Genomic DNA, 20422 nt, shown 5'->3' with positions numbered 1-20422 from the left:
GATGATAAGTGTCATAATAAGACACAGCGCTGCAGCCGTGGGTTTGGCTGATAAGCAATAAGGGAATAGCTATGTTTAAGGTGATTTGCCCAGATGCGTCTGGTGAAATGGATAAGTATTATCAATTTCGTTGGGAAGTATTGAACAAACCTTTGCAACTACCACTAGGTAGTGAGCGAGATGCTTATGATGATCACAGTATTCATCGCATGATTCGTGATAGCCGAGGCGATCCTTTAGCGGTTGGTCGCTTATTTTTAAGTGATAATAAAGAAGCGCTTATTCGTCATGTAGCGGTTTGCCCTGAGCAACGTAAACACGGTTTAGGAACGTTGTTGATGTTGGCGTTAGAAGAGGCGGCCCATGATGAAGGCGTAGAGCGTATTGTAGTCAATGCCCGTGGTGACGCTCAGGCCTTTTTTACTAGCTGTGGCTTTGAACCTGCTGGCGACCCTACCTTTGATAAAGTAAAAGTAAAAGTGCAACAAATGGTGAAAGAGCTGTCTCCAGAGCACCGTTTTGTTCGTCAACCTAAGTTATGTACTGCTTTACAGTTAATGTTTAACCAGCAAATTCCCTTAAGTGAAAAAATGGGCGTTCGGCTACATCAATATACTGGCAACGAACTGACTACCAAGTTACCTATTGCCGGAAACGGTAATCCGCACTCCACTATGTTTGCTGGCAGCATATACAGCCAGGCGGTATTGTCGGGTTGGGGTATGATTTGGTTGATGCTGCAAGAACATGGCTTTGCTGGAGATATTGTATTAGCTAAGGGTGAGATAAAACACCGTAAAGCCATTGACCAAGACGCTATTGCCAAGGTCAAGAAAAGCCAAATGAAAGGCAGCTTGTTACCCTTGTTAGAGGGGAAAAAATGCAAAATGACAGTCACTGTGCAAGTTTGCCATAACAATAAAACCGCCGCTGAATTTAAAGGTTTTTATGTTATTTTGCCGAAAACTCACCTTGATTCTTAAGTTCGTTCCTTCCTATAAAAGGCTCTAGCTAACCCTTTCTTCTCAGGCCGTTTCCTTTTAGTGCTAACGAGGTATATTAGAGTATTGAATATACCTCGTTGAGTTCATCAGGAAAGTTTATATGCAGCATCTGTATCGCTTTAGTCTTAAACAGCTGTCGGTGTTTGTATGCATTGCCGAAACCCACAGTGTTAGTGCCGCCGCACTGCAACTATCGATGACTCAATCCGCTGCTAGTATGGCTTTAAATCAACTGGAAACCGGTCTGGGACAACGTTTGTTTGAACGCCAAGGCAAACGACTACGACTCAATCATTGGGGCCACTGGTTGCGCCCACGAGCCAAGCGAGTGTTAATGGAAAGTCAGCACATTATGCAGGGCTTTGCTGGGCAGCAAGTGATAAGCGGGGAGCTTACTGTTGGCGCTAGCCAAACTATCGCGGAATACTTTTTGGCGCAAATCATCACTAAGCTAGATAAAGACTATCCTGACTTGGTGATTCACCCACAAATCAGCAATACCGAAGTGGTGCTAGCGGGTTTGCTCGACTATCGTTTGCAACTTGGCATTATAGAAGGGCATTGCAGCGACAGCCGAATTGCTCAGCAAGTTTGGTGTGAAGACCAGTTAGTAGTAGTGGCGGGTAAGCAGCACCCTCTAGCGTCTCATGAAGAAGTGAACTTAGCCAAACTTAGTCGAGCAAGATGGGTATTACGTGAAGCGGGCTCTGGAACGCGAGATATTTTCAACGGGGCGATTCATGGCAAAATCACCAAGCTAAAAGTGTGGCGAGAATATAGCCATGTGCCGAGTTTAATCGCGCTGGTGGCTAATGGCGCGTATTTAAGTTGTTTGCCACTACGCAGCGTGGAACAGGCGATTCAAGTCGGCGAGTTAATTGCCTTAAATACACCGAGCTTAGATATGCGTAGAACCTTCAATTTTGTGTGGCGTAAAGACAGTAGCCAGAACCCTTTGCGAGATTGTTTTATCGAACAAGCCCAGCATCAGCCTTTAGCCATACAACTCTAAACCTATTGGCTTACTTGCCCCGCTAGAGGATAACGGCACTGAGGAATACTAGGTGCTCTAACAAAATCTTGTTGGTCTACTGAGTAACGGCGAGGTGAAAGATAATGATCGAAGCTCACTGCGGGTTGGTTCCATTGACCAGTGATGGAGTGCACTAAACGCCAGCAAGGCTGATCGGCCACGACCAGTTTTAAGTCGTTAAAACGTTGTTTAGCTAAGTCTACTTCACCAGCTAAAGTGAGCTGGTAACGCAAGCCCGGCAGTGGCTGGGGAGCAATGCGCAGTTTTCCCTGCTCAAGTTCAGCACTTAAAGCTAGATTAGTAAATTGGGTAATCCCTTGTGGCAAGCTACGCGGGTTTTGCCAAAAGACAGGCCAACCGGACGCGATAAGTGGGTTGGGATCTTCATAGTATTGACGTGGGCTCTCGATAATTTGATCTAAAGTTACTTCTAAATCGGCACCTGGCAGTTGCAATAACTGGCTATGAAAGTCGATTGAACCATCGATATTGGCGCCAAAGTCGCTCAGTTTTCCACGTAACTTTCCGGCCAATTCTAAATCACCCACTAAACTAAAATCGCGATTGTTTGCCAAGCGGGCTAGTGGACTTACGTCGAGTAACAAGCCTGATAACTCGGCTTGCCATGGCTTGTTTTCTTGGTCTAATAACGCTTGCCCTTGCAACTCAAATTGACCTAAAGGTAGTTCTCCATAGAGGTTGAAGTAACCTATCTGTTGATCTGACCCTAAATCCATACTCACATGGCTTAATACCATGCCGCGGTAAGCTAGCTCTGGTGCTTCTACAAATACTTGGCTTCGAGCCTGCCAAATATCATCTACCGATTGCCATTTACCGTCTTTTATTAACTCTAATTGACGCAACTCTACGTTAAGGCCGGTGGCAGAAAAGGGTAATTGGTCGGCGTAAGAAAGTAATTTAACTTGCTGTAGCTCCAACTGTTCAATATTGAATTGTTGTAGTGGAGCACCGAGCTCAGTGCCTGTGCCGGGCAGCACCGAATCTTCGCCCGAATCTGTTGGGGCTTGTGGTAACCAGTTGGGCTGTATAGGTATTTCGTTATTGGCTAGTACCAGTTGATGCAGGGTTAAAGCTTGTTGCTCCCATATATAGCTTAGCGATAAGCTGAGTTGGCCTTTAAATAACTGACTCCGCAAGGCCGCCAAGGAAAATTGCCCTTGCGCCACGCGTCCACTCGCAGTGAGGTCGTTAAACTGAATATGGTCTATGCCAAATTCGTCGGCAATAAATGCGTAATCGGCCTCAAAGGCTTGTTGATCAAATGGCCAGGGGCTTTGAAAGTTTTCGACTTCTGCGGTGAACTTATTAAGTACCAAGTTGTGGCCATTGACTTGCGACACCAAACTAATTTGGTTCAGCAATAAGTTATCTACTTGAATGCTATCAAGCCAGTCTAACTCAGGCAGAGAGAGGGGCTCATGCTGCTCTGAATTGGCGTCTGTTGAGCCAAATTGCTGATTCGCAAAATGCTCTAAGCGCAGGCTATTTAAGGCTACTTCGCGAATGCGTAATTGTTTATTACTCAACTCTGCAGAGGCATATACCGAGCCTTGTAAAAGGTCGGCACCAATATGGTCAATCACCAACTGTTCTTGAGCATAGGCCAAGCTTAGCTGTGGCATGGCGATTTCTTGCCAAGGCGTGACCAACAATTGCGCCGAGCTATGTAAGGTAAATTGCCATTGTTTAGGGCTGGGGTTGTCTAAGTCAATTTGCCAATCTTCAATGGCCAGTTCAAAGCGTTCTAAACGATAGGGTTGCTCAGCGTCTTGCCATATAAAATCACTATCTTTAACAATAACCTGTTGTAGCTCTACGCTGTCAAGCCAAGCTAGAACAGGGTTGCTTGATTGGCGCTCGGTGGCTATTGGTTCGGCTGGGGCGTCGAATAATTGCTGAGTTAGGGCAATCTGTGCCTGTTCAATCGATAAGCTATCAAGGCTAATGTTGCCCTGTAACAAAGGCATTAAGGCAAAATTAAGCGTTGCTTGTTTAGCTAAAATAGCGGCTTGCCCAGACTTCGCCAGTTCAAGATCAAATGCTTGCAGACTTAAAGGTTGCTTCAAGGACCATTGGGTATTTTTATAGTTGAGCTGCCAATCGCTTTGTTGGTTAAACCAATGCAAAAAGTCACTTTTGTAGCGATCTGGGTGAAAAGAAAACAAGAAAAAGACCGAAGTTGCCAGTAGCAGTAATAATAAGATGGCAAGTAGGTCAAAAAAGCGTTTCATGTTGGCGCAAACTCCATGCGACTAATTTAAGGCAATAGTAATACAGATAGACATAGCAACAATACTTGAGTATTCGCACATTTAATAGCGCAGGCTTCACCCCTTTTGGCTAAAGCCGCAGTATTGCTGGTGTTAGGTATTACTTTTTGTGTTAGTTCGAGGAAATACCAAGACAATGCCAGCCAAAATAAAGACGATGCCTAAGGCTTTCACCCAACTAAAGGCTTCGCCAATCCACGGCAAAGCAATAGCAGAAAAATAAACGATCACGTAACTTAAGCTTAATAATGGATATGCCACTGAAAGAGCTAATCGTTTTAACGCCAAAACCCAACATACCATCGACAGCGCATAAAACCCTAAGCCTGCTAATACACTAACAAAATAAGCAAGGTAATCGCTCAGCACATTGAAGTATTGCTGGCTATTCCATAGCTCATTCAAGGCCGAAAAATGAAGAGTGAGCTGGCTCATTCCCCATTTCATAGCAAGTTGGGCCAGCGAGATAAACACTACGCTTAGCAATGCTAAGGCCACGCTTCTTGGCTCAGTTTTTAAAGCCATTGGCTTGCCCCTCCAAGAATAGCGACACCCAACATAATTAAGGTGACCCCACACCATTGGCGAGGGCTGACCGATTCGTTAAAGGCAAATTTAGAAATGAGTAACATGATCACAAAGTTACTGCTAAGTAATGGGTAAGCAACGGATACATCCCACTGGCTGAGTACACCTAGCCAAAACACTGCACCTAAGGCCAAAAACATAATGCCCAGTAGCAAAGGTTTAGACAGTAATTTTCTCACCGTACTTAACTCAGGTTGAGCGGCAAACAACAGCGCCGCGCGTTTTTGCCAATATTGGCTCAACGAGCTGCAACTAATGGAGGCTATCACCAATAACCACTCAAGCATTATTGGTTTAACGCTTGATAATAGAGCACGGTGTAGCGACCTTTATCTATGCGTTGAGTAGTGGCTGGTAACTCACCGCCCATATCAGGTTTATCCCGGTAATAAATCATCACTGGCGCATGTTGGCGTTGTTGCTCGATAAACTTCGCGAGCGCTTTAGTTTCAATGTAGCGGTGCTGAGCATCGGGATACTCTAGGCCGTATCTTACTTCACCTTTTTGACCCACTAAGTAAACATCTTCACGCTTAAAGTACCAATTAAACGCCGACATAGTGTCTGGGTAATCTGCCACTAATACAGTATTGGGCTTTACCAAGTGAGAGATTTGCTGCATAAATTTAGCTGGCATTTTTGAGTAGATGCTGACATTAGGAAAGGTTGCCCATGCCAACATAAATAATCCCAGCGGCATTAACATGTAGCTGGCCACTTTGCTGTTGAGGCTATTGGCTTTTATCGCTACCACGGCCATTGCAGACCAGAAACCGAAAATACTAAACAGTAACCAAGGGCGGTAAGACTCTTCAGCATCTAAGGGCAGTTTTCCAGTAAAGTGTAATACTAGAGTGGTTATGGCGAGTAGGGCAAATAAGGCCGCGTTTAAGTAGCTTCCCCACTTCAAACCTTTACAGGATTTAGCAAAAGCTTGCTGAATACCAAAGGCAAATAAAATCGCTAGCGGTGCCATAATTGGCAGAATATAAGTGGCTAGCTTGCCCTTAGCTAAAGAGAAAAACACCAAAGGTAATACTGCCCATAACAAGGCATAACGAAGCAGCGGAGAATGCATTTGTCCTTTTAGGTGGCTAATGGCGCTGGGTGACCAAAATAACCATGGCAGTACGCCAGCGGCTAAAAATGGCAAGTAATACCAGATTGGCGCAGAATGCTGGGCATTTTCGGCGGAGAAACGCTGAATATGCTCTACCCAAAAGAAGTAATGCCAATAATCAGGTTCAGCGGCATGTACTGCTAAGGCCCATGGCAAACAGGTGAGCAAGGCAAGCAGCATTACCCACCAGCCCCACTTCAAAATGGTTTTGAATTGTTTGTCCCATAACATATATGGCACCACAACTAATACCGGCAGCGCTAGGGCCAAAAAGCCTTTGGTTAATACTGCACAGCCGCAATAGAAACCAGCCAAACCATAATATTTAGCGCGTTGCCGCATTTCTTCACTGCGAATGGCAAAGTAGAACGCAGTAAAACTGGCGGTGAGCCAGAGATTCAACATGCTGTCTAATACGCTATAGGTGCCCACGCCCGACACCATAAACATACTTAAATAAATGCCTGAGGTTAACCAAGCTACTGGCCGAGAGGCAAAGCGGGCTAGTAGCAAGAAAATACAAAATGCTGCCCCTAAGGCGCTAAAGGCCGACGCCGCGCGCACCGCAAAATTGGTTTCACCAAACACCAACTGCGATACCGCATTCATCCAATAACCCATTACAGGCTTTTCGAAGTAACGTAAATCGTTAAAACGCGGCACTACCCAATCACCGCTGCTGACCATTTCACGTGAAATTTCGGCGTAGCGTAGTTCGTCGGGTGACCATAAATCACGCATACCTAAAGGTAATAGGTAGAGCAAAATAAAGAAGATGGGCACCCAAGTGGCTAGGTTGATTCGTAAGTGGCGCATGCTAATGGTTAGTCCTGATTTAAGGCGTTTGAGGGCGAATAAGCGACGCTTGATGGCTTAACCAACCTTCGCGTCCATCCATTTCTATATTAAGAATGCTATCTTGTGGCCAAGACACATAATCTTGGTCAAGCAAGTCACACAGTGGCACAAATTCAATGTTTTGTTGCTTGGCGGCAATAATTAGTTGTTCAAACATTTCAGCGCAAACAATGCCTTCTACTTCGGCATGAATGGTGTACACGTTTAAGCTATCGGCCTTAATTCGATCTAGAATGGCTTGGTTATAATTACTTTCGTCTATGCCATCTTGACCAATTAACTCGTCGTAGGTGGGTAAGGTCACTGGAATTTGTGGCGCCATGCCTGGTTTAGGAACAAAAATAGATTCGCCTCGGCAGTCGCTATTATAACGAAACGGAAACGCTTCTTTTTCATCAAGAGTGGTGTCGGTACATCGCCAACCTGCTACCGCACTGCATTGCACGTCTTTGCCGGTAATGTCTGCCAGCATTTGATAGCCTTTGCGAATTTCATTGCCTAATTCACTTTGCGACATGCTGTCGGTTTTCATTTGCCATTTGTGATGGTCCCAAGCGTGTAAGCCAATTTCATGGCCGGCTTGATCAGTATTTTTTATCACCGATGCGAGCTTTTTGCCTATTACTGGGCCGGGCCAAAAAGTACCACGGAAAATGATATCCCAGCCGTATAAGCTAGCGGCTTTAGAGCGGAGCATTTTCTTCAAAAAGGCCGGACGTAAAAGGCGCCAAATATGGCGCCCCATGTTGTCGGGTCCAACGGTGAAGAAAAATGACGACTTAATGTTGTGGCGTTGAAAAATGTCTAATAACTTGGGCACGCCTAAACGCGTGCCACGAAAGGTATCTACATCAATTCTTAAGCCAACTTTTATCGTATCTTTCGAACTCATTGTTACTCGTCAACGGCTGTTTTAAGGAAGAAGTCTAAGGTTTCTTCGATGGTATCTTCCATCATGATACTCGGCTCCCAATCAAGTAAGCGCTTGGCGTTGCGAATACTTGGACGGCGATGTTGAACATCTTGGTAACCATCACCATAGAAGGTTTTACTTTCTACTAAGTGGTAACCGGCAAAGGGTGGGAATTTTTCACGCAGTGGGTGTGCGTCAAACTTAGCCACTAGGGTTTCAGCCATTTGTTTAATACTGGCTTCGTTGTCTGGCGAACCAATGTTAATGATTTGGCCGTCACACAAGCCGTCTTTGTTTTCGATAATACGGAACAAGGCTTCAATAGCTTCAGAGATATCAGTGAAACAACGTTTCTGTTCACCACCATCAATCAGCTTAATTGGCGTACCTTCAACCAAGTTTAGAATTAGCTGAGTAATCGCTCGGCTAGAGCCAACACGCGCTGAGTTCAAGCTATCTAAACGTGGGCCCATCCAGTTAAACGGACGGAACAAAGTAAACTTAAGGTTGTCTTTTTTGCCGTAAGCCCAGATCACTCGGTCTAATAACTGCTTCGAGGTTGAGTAAATCCAACGCTGGCGGTTAATTGGGCCAGTAATGAGTGGCGAACTGTCTTCGTTAAACTCTTCATCAGTACACATACCGTATACTTCTGAGGTCGACGGGAAGATGATGCGTTTATTGTATTTCACACATTCGCGAACAATTTTAAGGTTCTCTTCGAAGTCCAGTTCAAATACACGTAACGGGTTACGGGTGTATTCAATAGGCGTGGCAATCGCTACCAGTGGTAGCACAATGTCACACTTCTTAATGTGGTATTCAATCCATTCGCTATGAATGGTGATATCACCTTCTACAAAGTGAAAATCAGGGTGCTCTAAATGCTGCTCAATTTGGTTAGCACTCATGTCCATTGCGTAGATTTCGTATTTACCGTCATCTAACAAACGCTTGGTTAAGTGGTTACCGATAAAGCCATTAGCGCCTAAAATCAGTACTTTTTGGCGACGTTTTGCAGCAATTACGGCACTGGCTTGTGGGCCAAAACGCATGCCTGCTACCAGGTGCATTTCGCCAGCCAGTTGCTCGCCGTTTAAGTACAAGCCGTTTTCAGTTTGACCTGCATTAACTACTAATGAGCCTTGAGTACAGGCAATGGTTAGCGGCGCAGTGGCTACAATGGTGCCAGGTGTTGCATCAAACTCTTGTTCGCTAGCTGTGGTGCTCCAGAAGATTACTTTGCGCTCACCTAAGAAGGTAAAAGCGCCAGGGAAGGGTTCAGTTACCGCACGACAAAGGTTGAAGATAGTTGATGCGTTTTCCGCCCATTTAATTTCACCATCGGCCGGCGTTCTGCGGCCAAATACGGTGGCTTGGCTTTCATCTTGTGGAGTTAGAGAGTGCTTATCTGCAACCAGTTGCGGCAGCGCTTTGGCTAACAGTTGGCTACTTAACTCGGTGAGTCGGCTATGCAAGGTTGCAGCAGTATCGTCACTATTAATACTTAACGATTGCTGAGCAACAATATCGCCAGCATCGGCTTTGCTTGTCATGGCGTGTAGGGTTACGCCAGTTTCGGTTTCGCCATTTAATAATGCCCAGTTTACTGGCGCCCGGCCACGATAGCGTGGTAACAAAGAACCATGCAGGTTAAAGCCACCTTTAGGGGCTAAATCTAATAAGGCTTGGCTAATCATTGAACGATAGTAGAAAGAGAAAAATACCTCTGGCTGCATCGCTTTAATTTTTTCTAACCATAGCGGGTGGTTTACATCTTCTGGGGCAAATACTGGGATGCCGTTACGGGCAGCTAGTTTAGCAACCGATTCAAAAAAGACGTTTTCGTTACCATCGTCTAAGTGAGTAAATACTGCGGCAATTTCTACGCCCGCATCGAGAAGACTTTTAATGCCAGCACAACCAATGTTGTGATAAGCAAACACCACTGCTTTCATGGTTTATTCCTTAGAAATAATTGGTAAATGAGTTTCGCGTTTCGTTACTTATTCAGGCTTGCTATCGCGCGCCTGTTTGGTGGCTTCGCCTACCAACACATCTTGAACGTAATAACGCGGTCGTGCTCGCACGTCGGAATAGATGCGGCCAATGTATTCGCCCAGCAAACCTAAACCTACAAATTGAGCACCAATAAAGATAAATAATAGAGCAAATAGCGGGAATACCCCGTCTACGCCCCATTCAGCGCCGTAAATTAGGCGCATGAAGAGTAAAACCAGGCCAAATAAACCACCTAAAGCCGCAATGGCTCCGCCCACAATGCTGAGCATTCTTAGCGGTGCAGTGGTCATGCTGGTTAGCAAATCGAACATCAGATTAATCAAACCCATAATGTTGTATTTTGATTCGCCTTGTTGGCGCTCGCTGTGTTCAACATCAATCTCGATGGTGTGGCGAGCAAAGCCGTTGGCTAAAATGGGAATAAAAGTACTGCGTTCATGGCACTGTAACATCGCGTCCACTACGTGACGGCGATAAGCGCGCAGCATACAACCGTAGTCGTTCATTTCTACGCCGGTTGAGCGTTTTACAATCTTGTTGATAAGCATTGATGGGTAGCGACGAAGGCGGCTGTCTTGGCGGTTTTTACGCACAGTGCCTACCGAGTCATAACCTTCTTCTGCTTTAGCCACCAGGTTAGGGATCTCTTCTGGCGGGTTTTGTAAGTCGGCATCTAGGGTAACGATTAAGTCACCACGCACATGCTCAAAACCGGCCATAATGGCGTTATGTTGGCCATAATTACGGTTTAGAATAACACCTACAACATGGCTGCCTTCTGCGGCGGCGGCCGCTTCAATTTGGTCGGCACTGTTGTCTTTACTGCCGTCATCAACCAATAGAACTTCGTAATCCTTGCCCATGGTATCTGCGGCTGCACAGGTTCGTTTAATCAGCTCTTGTAAACTATCGGCTTCGTTGTAAACCGGAATAACGATAGATACGAATTTGATTTCTTGCTTATGCCTCATGAGAAGATCCAATAAGTTGAGTGATTGTTGTTACCACACGCTCAACATCGCTTAACTGCATGCTAGGAAATAGCGGCAGCGAGCAAATACGTTGGCTGTTAAATTCTGTATTGCTTAAATCCGGGTTTATTTCGCCGAATCGACTTGTGTAATTTTCACGATAGTACTTTTGACTATGGCAGGCTTTAAAGTGAATGCCCGCGCCAATAGCGTGTTGTTTTAACAAACTAATGAGCTGGTCGCGGTCAAAGCCACACACATCTTTATCAACCCTTACGATCATTAAATGCCAGCAGTGAGTATGTGAATAGTCGGGAACGCTCAATGGCGAAATACCATCCACTTCACTCAACAGTTCTCGGTAATGTGCCACTAGCTGCTGACGTTGTTGAGTAATCTCGGATAAACGCTGCATTTGGCCTAAACCAAGCACCGCGCAAATATCGGGCATGTTGTACTTGTATCCCGGTTCAATCACTTCTGCTTGAGGGGCTCTACCTTGGGTTTCACGGTCAAAAGCATCAACACCTAAACCATGAAACTTTAAGCGGCGAATTCGCTCAGCTAGTTCAGCGTTATTAGTAGTAAAAATACCACCTTCTGCAGTGGTTACGTTTTTAATGGCATGCAAAGAAAAAATACAGTTACCGGTTTTACCAATGGGTCTGCCTTGGTACTTACAACCAATAGCATGGGCTGCATCTTCGACCACGGGAATATTGTAACGTTCAGCTAAGGCATAAATAGCATCTAGATCGAGGGGAGCGCCAGCGTAGTGAACGGGCACTATCAGCTTGGTTTTATTGGTGATTTGCGCTTCAATGCGGTCGGCGGTGGTCATCAAAGTATTTGCATCAACATCTACAAATACCGGCTTGGCGCCCATTAGGGTAATCAGGTTAACGGTGGATACCCAAGTCATTGACGGGGTAATCACTTCATCGCCAGGGCCTATGCCTAATGCGACCAAAGTGAGATGAAGGCCTGCGGTGGCGCTGCTCAAGGCCACGGCGTGTTCAGCGCCAGTGTATTGTTTTACTGCGGTTTCTAGCTCGGCATTTTTCGGGCCGGTGGTAATCCAGCCTGATTTAAGTACGTCGACTACCGCATCTATTTCTTGCTGCTCAATCGCCGGGCGGCTTAGGGGCAAAAATTCCTGATTCATTATTTCTAGTCAGCATATCCATACTAAAGTGGATGAAGTCTAACTGTGCCGGGCGTGTAAAGAAAGGAGCAAAGCGTAGGTGAATGTATGGTTTTGGTAAAAAATGCTGTTTAAAGCGTTATTTTTAGGATTGATTTGTAGTGTTTCAAACATGCTTTGGTCAAGCAATGATAAAAAAGCTCAAGAAGTTCTAAAGGCCTTCTTGAGCAAGATTGGGTCATTAATCAACGTTTACCGAATCGACAGTACCGTTCTCTACAGCGGTTAAGGAAAGCTTGCTCGCCAAATAGTTCTGCAGGGTTTGCTGCTGCTCGGCATCAAACTTCAAACCTTGTTTAGTTCGGCGCCACAATATGTCATCAAGTTCACTGGCCCATTCATTGTTGCGCAGGTAATCCACTTCTATTTGATAGAGGTTGCCACCAAACAACTCGCCTAATCCCTGCTGTTGCGCATCGTGTAACAGTTGCTTGGCGCGATTACCGTATTGCATACACCAGCGAGCGATCAGCTCCGCTGGTAGGTCTGACTCGGCTTGCTGTAACTTAATAAAACTCTGAATGCTGCTATGGATTGCCCCGCCAGGTAGGAACGACGCTTTGGTCCAAGCGGGACCCAAATCTTTTATACGCGGAGCCAGCATCTCTAAGGCTGCTTCGGCTAGTTTACGATAGGTGGTGAGTTTGCCACCAAATACTGATAGCAGTGGCGCGCCATCACTTTCATCGCTCAGTTCTAAAGTGTAATCACGAGTCACTGCAGACGGGTCGTCTGATTCGTCTTGGCATAAAGGGCGAACGCCCGAGAAAGTATGTAGCACATCACTAGGGGCAATTTGCTGCTTAAAGTGCTGGTTTACCACATCACAAAGATAATTGACTTCTTCGTCTGAGATAGCGACTTCAGAAGGGTTGCCCTTATATTCCACATCAGTGGTGCCAATGAGCGAGTATTCCTGTTGATAAGGGATGACAAATACAATCCGTTTGTCGCTGTTTTGCAATATATAAGATTGCTGTTCGTTGTGAATTTTGGGCACCACAATATGGCTGCCTTTCACCAAACGAATAGTGCGCGGCGGTGTTTGCTGCATGTGTTGTTCGATAAATTGTTGAACCCAAGGGCCGGCAGCATTCACTAAGGTGGCACAGCGATATTGTTGCTGTTTTCCACTGTGGGTATTTTGTACATCTACCAACCAGTGTTGGCCATCTCGTTTTGCGGCAATCACTTTATGCCGAGGCGCGATATAAGCGCCATGCTTTTCGGCGAGTAAAGCATTGCTGATCACTAATCTGGCATCGTCGACCCAGCAATCAGAGTATTCAAAGCCCTTGGTAATGTCTTTTTTCAGCACACTGTTTTGGCCAAAACTTAATCCTTGGCAAGCGGGAAGCGTGCCGCGTTTCGCCAAGTTGTCATAAAGAAACAAGCCCATGCGAATTAGTAACCATGGGCGCAAATGCGGGCGATGTGGTAAACGAAAACGCATTGGTTCCACTAAATGAGGAGCCATTTTCAATAATACTTCTCGTTCTTTCAGTGCTTCGCTCACCAAGCGAAACTCATAATGTTCTAAGTAGCGTAAACCACCGTGTATTAACTTAGAGCTGGCAGAGGAGGTGGCACTGGCGAGATCGTTTTGTTCAAACAAGGCGACACGTTGGCCACGGCCTGCTGCATCTGCAGCAATACCTACTCCGTTTATACCACCGCCTATCACAATTAAGTCATAGCTATATGGGTCGTTTGTTTGTTCCATTACTCGCGATCCTTATGAAGTAAAGTTCGTTTTCTTTCGTTATCGAGCATAATAGAGCATAACTAGATCGAAAAACAATCATTGTTGCAAAAAAGTTGAGTTAATTGTTCGTGCGTGTTTTGCCTGCTGTTTGTTTGCATGGAGTTTTTGCCCTAAGCTGTTACATTCTATTAACAAGTGGTCGGAGCAGAATGAAGATTCATCAGCTTGAAGGTTATATTCAAAATATTTTTTTGGTTGAGTACTCAGAAAAGCTGTTGCTATTAGATGGCTGCTCACGTGCCGATGTCTCAATACTTAAGCGTTTTATCACCGAGCAACTGGGTCGTCCTTTTGAACAACTTAAATTGGTGATGGTCACTCACATGCATCCTGATCATGCCGGTGGAGCGAGTTACTTACAAAAACACTACCCGCTTGAGTTAGCTACTGGCGATGTTGCAGGTGAGTGGTATCAGGGCTTTAGAGGCAGAGTGATGCACTTAATGGATTTGGGGCTGGCATACTATGTTGGGCAGCGTCATCAACGCGAACGCGTTAACCTTTGGTACTCCCCATTGTTAAGCACTAAATACCGCTTGAAAGATGGTGATCAGCTCCCCGGTTTTAGTGACTGGCAGGTGCTATTTACCCCCGGGCACACCGATCGCGATTTGTCTTTGTATCACCCAGAAACTCAAACGTTGTATGTGGCCGATACTATTTTAAGGGTAAAGCAGAAGCTGATTTGTCCTTTTCCAATAAGCCAGCCAGCGGACTATAGAGCGTCTCTTGAGCGCTACCGGCAATTGGCGGTGAGCAACTATTTACTGGCCCATGGCGAAGGAGGGGAAATTAGCAGTGACGAACTGCTTGCGCTGCAGCAACTTTGTCCTGCAAAGCCTACTCGCTATAAGCAGTTTTTAGGTGATTTAATCCGCAAAAAATTTGCTTAGTTAGCGCTGCTTGGCTGCGACGGAGGGCATAGGGTAAGTTGTACTTCTTCGCGCTTTAAAATGTCGGCAATGTCGGTGGGTACTGGCCGGTCGGTATAAAGCTGGCCAATTTGGGCAATGTTGCCAATGTTAATCATGGCATTGCGACCAAATTTACTGTGGTCTGCCGCCAGTATCACGTTGCGCGAGCTGGCAATAATGGCTTGAGTGACACGTACTTCGTGGTAGTCAAAGTCTAATAAAGAACCGTCTAAATCAATTCCACTAACGGTGATTACGCCGTAATCCAAGCGAAATTGCTTAATAAAATCAATGGTTGCTTCGCCCACTATGCCGCCATCTTTGTTACGTAAGGCTCCGCCTGCCATTATCACATTGAAATCATCTTTCACCATCAGCAATGCTGCAACATGTATGTTGTTAGTAATAATGCGCAAGTCACGATGATTAAGCAGTGCTCTGGCGATGGTCTCAGCAGTGGTACCAATGTCTAGAAACAGTGATGCACCGTTAGGAATTTGCTCGGCAATTTTTTGCGCAATGCTTTCTTTTTCCACGTGCTGTTTAATCTTACGGGTAGAGTATGAATCGTTTACCACGCTGCTGGTTAGCAAAGAGGCACCGCCATGGTGGCGATGAATCAGCTTTTGCTCGGCGAGAACGTTAAGGTCTCGGCGAATGGTTTGCGGGCTCACATTGAGCGATTCAACGAGTTCTTCTGTTGCGACAAAGCCTTGAGTTTTGATAACTTGAAGTATTTGCTGGTGGCGCTGGGTCTGCTTCACAACTGGGGTTTCCGTAAGTAAGGACTATTTTCTAGACAGGCTTAAGTCTACTTAAAAACCAAATATTGTCACGATTAACAAAGTGATATAGGCGAGGTTACTACAAGTTTTTACTGAGCTATTGGGTTGCCAAATTTAAGCGCTTGTCACGAAATGGTTAAAAAAATGTTCTAAAATGTTCGTTTTCGAGCATAATGAATGCAAATATTTAAGTGGAACGAATCTATCAATGGACACTGCGCGTTATATTGTGGCGCTCGATCAAGGCACCACCAGCTCTCGAGCCATCATTTTTAATCAACAATCAGAAATTGTAGGTAGCGTTCAGCGCGAATTTAGTCAGTTTTTTCCTAAATCAGGTTGGGTTGAGCACAATCCAATGGAAATTTGGGCCAGCCAGAGTGCGTCGCTAACCGAGGTGCTGGCAAAAACTGGTATTCGCAGTGACCAAATTGTGGCGATTGGTATTACTAACCAACGCGAAACAACCATTGTATGGGACAAAAATACCGGTCAACCGATTTACAATGCCATTGTGTGGCAGTGTCGTCGTACTACCGAATTGTGTGAAGCGTTACGCGAACAAGGCTGGGAAAAATACATCCAAGACACTACGGGCTTGATTCTTGATGCTTACTTCTCTGGGTCAAAACTTAAGTGGATCCTCGACAATGTAGAAGGCGCACGTGACAAAGCCGAAGCGGGCGATTTGTTATTTGGCACAGTAGATAGCTGGTTAGTGTGGAAACTCACCAATGGTCGAGTGCATGTTACAGACTATACCAATGCCTCCCGTACTATGATGTTCAACATTCACACTTTGGAATGGGATCAAAAACTGCTGGATATGTTGGGTGTGCCTAGGCAAATGCTGCCTGAAGTAAAAGCCTGTTCAGAAATCTATGGGCAAACCAATATTGGTGGTAAAGGTGGAACCCGAATCCCCATTGCCGGGATTGCCGGAGACCAGCAAGCTGCCTTGTTTGGTCAACAGTGCTACCGAAAAGGCATGGCAAAAAATACCTACGGCACCGGATGTTTCCTATTAATGAACACCGGCGAAAAGCCAGTTAAATCAACCCATGGTTTGCTAACCACCATCGCGTTTTCGATTGACGGAAAAGTTAATTACGCCTTAGAAGGCAGCGTGTTTATGGGCGGGGCAACGATTCAGTGGTTACGCGATGAAATGGGCTTGATTCGAGATGCTTCGGATACGGAGTATTTCGCGTCTAAAGTAGACGACACTAACGGCGTATACTTGGTGCCGGCGTTTGTGGGCTTAGGCGCTCCTTATTGGGACCCTTATGCTCGTGGAACTATTGTAGGCTTAACTCGCGGGGCTAACCGAAATCATATTATTCGTGCAGCGCTTGAGTCGATTGCTTACCAAAGTCGTGACTTACTAGAAGCTATGCAAGCTGATGCAGATATTTCGCTCAAGCAACTGCGGGTGGATGGTGGCGCTGTAGCCAATGATTTCTTATTGCAGTTTCAAGCAGATGCATTAGGCACTGAAGTGGTACGCCCTTCGCTGATAGAATCAACAGCCTTGGGTGCCGCTTATCTCGCTGGTTTAGCGGTGGGCTATTGGGAGAGTATTGAGAGTTTGGCCGAAAGCCATACCCCCGATCGCTGCTTTACCCCAGACGGAGATGAAGAGAAACGAGAACGGCTATACAAGGGCTGGAAGCGGGCGGTGAACTGCAGCCGAAATTGGTATGACAAAGAGTTAGACGGTTAACCGCAGCGTTTAAACAATAAACCGTCACTATTGGCGGTTTTTTTATGTCTTAAGTTCCCATTGCGTTTATGTGCGCTTGCTCAGTAAATACCTAGCTTATTCGAATTATGATGAGCTTAGCGGGTTTCACTGCTACTGTTATGAGTAATTACTAACAGTTTCTGCCACCAATAGCCGCGGGGTAACCAGTGACCAATAGTTCATTTGAATCACTCGATTTAAACCTACTCAAAGTGTTTGTTATTTTAGCCCAAGAGCTAAATACTCGGCGCACGGCTGAGCGAATGAACGTAAGCCAACCGGCAATTAGTCGCTCCTTGCAAAAATTACGAGAACACTTTGGTGATGAACTGTTTGTTCGTGCTCAGCATGGCTTAATTGCCACCCCTAAAGCGGAACAGCTTTCGCTAAGTTTACCTAGCATATTGGCCGAATTAGCCAATGTGGTGGACCACCATAACGATTTTAATCCGGCTGAACTAGAAGGCTTGATTAAGGTGGCTATGCACCCGATGTTGTTAGCCTCTGTTGCCAAGCGACTATTTGTGGTGTTACAGCAACACGCTCCAGAACTGCGCTTGCAAGTGGCAACTTGGGGCGCCGATACCTGTGAGTTAATTCAGCGTGGGCAAATTGATTTTGGTTTGTGTTTATTACCGGTAGAAGGCTCTAAGGAGTTGGTACAACGTAGATTATGGCGCCAGCCCATTTATGTTTATGCTAAAGAAGGTCATCCCATAGAGGGAAATACGGTGTCTCCACAGGATTTCGCCAAATACAGTACTGCGCTAATTCATGTGCCTGGCTGGAGTGCAGCGCGCAGTGAGGCCGAAAAATTTCTCGCTAATCATGGAGTAGAAATCACCATTGGTTTTCGCTCAGAGTTGCCTGGTTCTATTTTGGATGTGCTGCGGGTGAGTGACTTTATGTATCCCAGTGTTACTTATTATCCTCCCGAAGATATACCGGGTATTAAACGGTTTGAATTAGGCGAAGACTTTTTAGATTTAGCGGTAAAATATGATACTGGCTATGTGTTTCATTATCGTAATCGACAAAACCCTTTATACATGTGGTTGCAAGAGGTACTGGTGGAACACTGTCGAGACGAGACTTATAGCCTAACTTAGTTAGGCTTGAGCAAACTGCTCGCGATCAGCTAACCAGCGCGCAATAAGCGGTTCAACACAGGCGGGTGTTTGTTGTAGCAACTGTTTGGCCAAGGCTTGTGCTTCGCCTATCATGGCTTGGTCTCTTACCAAGTCAGCAATTTTAAACTCTGCTAATCCGGTTTGTTTGGTGCCTAGTAGCTCACCCGGCCCGCGGATCTCCATATCGCGCTGAGCAATCACAAAGCCATCGGTACTGTCGCGTAATACACTTAAGCGTGAACTGGCTGTTTTAGACAGCGGGCTGTGGTACATCAAGACACAGTGGCTTTCTACCTTGCCGCGACCCACGCGGCCGCGCAATTGGTGCAATTGCGCCAAGCCTAAACGCTCAGGATTCTCAATAATCATTAAACTGGAATTGGGTACATCCACCCCCACTTCAATCACGGTAGTGGCCACCAATAAATCGAGCTGGTGGCTTTTAAACTGTTCCATTACCCACTGTTTTTCTTGGGGTTTCATGCGGCCATGTACTAAACCAATTCGCAGGTCGGGCAGTTGTTTTTGCAAGGTGTCGGCGGTGTCCTCAGCGGCTTGGCACTGCAATACTTCCGATTCCTCAATCAAGGTACACACCCAATAAGCTTGCCGGCCATCGGTATGACAGGCTTGATAAACTCGCTCAATCACTTGTTCGCGGCGGGTATCGGGCAGTGCCACGGTTTTAATGGGAGTTCGCCCCGGTGGCAGTTCATCAATAATTGAAAGCTCCAGATCTGCGTAAGCGGTCATGGCCAAAGTGCGGGGAATAGGCGTTGCTGTCATTATCAGTTGGTGTGGCAGGGTATTGCTACCATCTATCGCCGCGCCTTTTTCTCGCAGGGCCATACGTTGGTGAACACCAAAGCGGTGTTGCTCATCAATAATCACTAAGGCTAAGTTAGCAAACTGCACTTGCTCCTGAAAAATAGCATGAGTGCCCACCACCATTTGTGCTTCGCCATTGGCGATTCTTGCCATCGCTTCGGCGCGAGCTTTGCCTTTTTGTTTACCTGCAACCCAATCTACCTTTATGCCTAAGGGCTCAAACCAACTGGCGAAGGTGAGCGCATGTTGCTCGGCCAAAATTTCGGTCGGCGCCATTAAAGCAACTTGGTAGCCGTTGGCTAAGGCTTGTAAGGCCGCCATAGCCGCCACTAAGGTTTTGCCGCTGCCTACATCACCTTGCACTAAGCGCATCATGGCATGTGGTTGCTGAGTATCAGTTTTTATTTCTGCGACTACGCGCTGTTGGGCATTGGTTGGTTTAAAGGGTAATTGAGCGAGAAACTGGCGCTCTAGCTCGGTTGCCAAGGGCAGGGCTATGGCTGCTTGGCGTTGTTGCTCTTGGCGAAGCTTTAACATGCTTAGCTGATGTGCTGCCAGTTCTTCAATGACCAATCGTTGCTGAGCTGGGTGGCGACCTTCTTCTAACAAAGACAACTCGGTATCGGGTTCTGGGCGGTGCAATTGCATAAGTGCTTGGTTTAGATCTAAACCATGAGGCCGTAACGCTGGTGGCAGCCAATCCACCAATGGGTATTGTTTAAGCAGAGCAAAGGCTTGCTCACTGAGCTTACGTAAGTTGAGCTGTTTTAAGCCCTCGGTAGTGGGGTAAACCGGGGTAAGTTTCTCATCCATCAATGGCGCACTGGGATCGGCCACAATGCTGTATTCGGGGTGAATCATTTCCCAGCCATGTTTACCGCGCTTGGCTTCACCAAAACACCGCATCCACAAGCCTTGTTGCATGGCGGCTTTTTGGCCGTTGTTAAAATTAAAGAAACGCAGCGTTATGCTGCCGCTGCCGTCACTAATTCGGCAGGTTAACATGCGTCGGCGGGCGTGAATGGTTTCTACTTTGGTGATCTCGCCATGCACCGATACGTGCGCACCGTGCAATAAATCATTAATTGGCCAAATGCGTGTGCGATCTTCGTAGCGGTGTGGCAGATGCAGCAGCAAATCGCCCACATTTTGAATCTGCAGGCGTAGGAGTTTTTCGGCAAGTTTGTCGCCCACGCCCTTAAGTGCGGTAATGGGTAAGCTGCTTAATTCCACTTAAACCACTGTAAAT

The 20422-nt window shown here is 46.1% G+C and carries 16 protein-coding genes; 5 read left to right on the top strand and 11 right to left on the bottom strand.

Annotation, left to right across the window (positions count from 1 at the left end; all coding sequences use genetic code 11):
• The first annotated feature begins 71 nt into the window (after window positions 1-71).
• Window positions 72-983, top strand: coding sequence for a bifunctional GNAT family N-acetyltransferase/hotdog fold thioesterase (locus tag Q4592_RS14970; RefSeq protein WP_303514564.1), 912 nt, complete (start codon window positions 72-74; stop codon window positions 981-983).
• 121 nt (window positions 984-1104) lie between these two features.
• Window positions 1105-2016, top strand: a complete 912-nt coding sequence (locus tag Q4592_RS14965; protein WP_303514561.1) for a LysR substrate-binding domain-containing protein — start codon at window positions 1105-1107, stop codon at window positions 2014-2016.
• Between the two features lie 2 nt (window positions 2017-2018).
• On the opposite strand, the gene Q4592_RS14960 is transcribed toward Q4592_RS14965, so the two are convergent.
• The 9 genes from Q4592_RS14960 to glpD all read right to left on the bottom strand — a co-directional run bounded on the left by Q4592_RS14960 (window position 2019) and on the right by glpD (window position 13730).
• The gene (locus tag Q4592_RS14960; RefSeq protein WP_303514558.1) at window positions 2019-4292 is read right to left on the bottom strand and encodes an AsmA-like C-terminal region-containing protein; all 2274 of its coding nucleotides are present in this window, start codon (window positions 4290-4292) and stop codon (window positions 2019-2021) included.
• 132 nt (window positions 4293-4424) lie between these two features.
• Window positions 4425-4856 (bottom strand): 4-amino-4-deoxy-L-arabinose-phosphoundecaprenol flippase subunit ArnF, encoded by a 432-nt coding sequence (gene arnF, locus Q4592_RS14955; RefSeq protein WP_303514555.1) that lies wholly within the window; start codon window positions 4854-4856, stop codon window positions 4425-4427.
• Window positions 4847-5206, bottom strand: coding sequence for an EamA family transporter (locus tag Q4592_RS14950; protein WP_303514553.1), 360 nt, complete (start codon window positions 5204-5206; stop codon window positions 4847-4849). The genes arnF and Q4592_RS14950 overlap by 10 nt, the downstream gene beginning before the upstream one ends.
• Window positions 5206-6855, bottom strand: a complete 1650-nt coding sequence (arnT, locus tag Q4592_RS14945) for a lipid IV(A) 4-amino-4-deoxy-L-arabinosyltransferase (protein ID WP_303514550.1) — start codon at window positions 6853-6855, stop codon at window positions 5206-5208. Before arnT ends, Q4592_RS14950 begins: the two co-directional genes overlap by 1 nt.
• Window positions 6856-6874: 19 nt before the next feature.
• Window positions 6875-7789: a 4-deoxy-4-formamido-L-arabinose-phosphoundecaprenol deformylase gene (arnD, locus tag Q4592_RS14940; protein WP_303514547.1), complete on the bottom strand. Its 915-nt coding sequence runs from the start codon at window positions 7787-7789 to the stop codon at window positions 6875-6877.
• 2 nt (window positions 7790-7791) lie between these two features.
• Window positions 7792-9768 (bottom strand): bifunctional UDP-4-amino-4-deoxy-L-arabinose formyltransferase/UDP-glucuronic acid oxidase ArnA, encoded by a 1977-nt coding sequence (gene arnA / locus Q4592_RS14935; protein ID WP_303514545.1) that lies wholly within the window; start codon window positions 9766-9768, stop codon window positions 7792-7794.
• 48 nt (window positions 9769-9816) lie between these two features.
• Complete coding sequence (arnC, locus tag Q4592_RS14930; protein ID WP_303514542.1) at window positions 9817-10803, bottom strand: undecaprenyl-phosphate 4-deoxy-4-formamido-L-arabinose transferase; 987 nt, start codon at window positions 10801-10803, stop codon at window positions 9817-9819.
• Window positions 10793-11968 (bottom strand): UDP-4-amino-4-deoxy-L-arabinose aminotransferase, encoded by a 1176-nt coding sequence (gene arnB / locus Q4592_RS14925; RefSeq protein WP_303514540.1) that lies wholly within the window; start codon window positions 11966-11968, stop codon window positions 10793-10795. Before arnB ends, arnC begins: the two co-directional genes overlap by 11 nt.
• 220 nt (window positions 11969-12188) lie before the next feature.
• Window positions 12189-13730, bottom strand: a complete 1542-nt coding sequence (glpD, locus tag Q4592_RS14920) for a glycerol-3-phosphate dehydrogenase (RefSeq protein WP_137672416.1) — start codon at window positions 13728-13730, stop codon at window positions 12189-12191.
• Window positions 13731-13921: 191 nt separating this feature from the next.
• On the opposite strand from glpD, the gene Q4592_RS14915 reads away from it, so the two are divergent.
• Window positions 13922-14665, top strand: a complete 744-nt coding sequence (locus Q4592_RS14915; RefSeq protein ID WP_303514536.1) for an MBL fold metallo-hydrolase — start codon at window positions 13922-13924, stop codon at window positions 14663-14665.
• On the opposite strand, the gene Q4592_RS14910 is transcribed toward Q4592_RS14915, so the two are convergent.
• Complete coding sequence (locus Q4592_RS14910; RefSeq protein WP_137672414.1) at window positions 14662-15450, bottom strand: DeoR/GlpR family transcriptional regulator; 789 nt, start codon at window positions 15448-15450, stop codon at window positions 14662-14664. The two genes, Q4592_RS14915 and Q4592_RS14910, sit on opposite strands and share 4 nt — an antisense overlap.
• Before the next feature lie 229 nt (window positions 15451-15679).
• On the opposite strand from Q4592_RS14910, the gene glpK reads away from it, so the two are divergent.
• On the top strand, window positions 15680-17194 hold the full coding sequence (glpK, locus tag Q4592_RS14905; protein WP_303514531.1) for a glycerol kinase GlpK: 1515 nt from the start codon (window positions 15680-15682) through the stop codon (window positions 17192-17194).
• 188 nt (window positions 17195-17382) lie between these two features.
• Window positions 17383-18324: a LysR family transcriptional regulator gene (locus tag Q4592_RS14900; protein ID WP_303514529.1), complete on the top strand. Its 942-nt coding sequence runs from the start codon at window positions 17383-17385 to the stop codon at window positions 18322-18324.
• Here the strand turns inward: Q4592_RS14900 and recG are convergent, their stop codons facing one another.
• Complete coding sequence (gene recG / locus Q4592_RS14895) at window positions 18325-20406, bottom strand: ATP-dependent DNA helicase RecG (RefSeq protein ID WP_303514526.1); 2082 nt, start codon at window positions 20404-20406, stop codon at window positions 18325-18327. It abuts the gene before it with no gap.
• Window positions 20407-20422 lie beyond the last annotated feature (16 nt).

The organism is Agarivorans sp. 1_MG-2023 (genome assembly GCF_030548385.1).
Classification (GTDB): domain Bacteria; phylum Pseudomonadota; class Gammaproteobacteria; order Enterobacterales; family Celerinatantimonadaceae; genus Agarivorans.
Note: the sequence above shows the minus strand (reverse complement) of the source record. Positions and strands in the feature narration are given on the sequence as shown.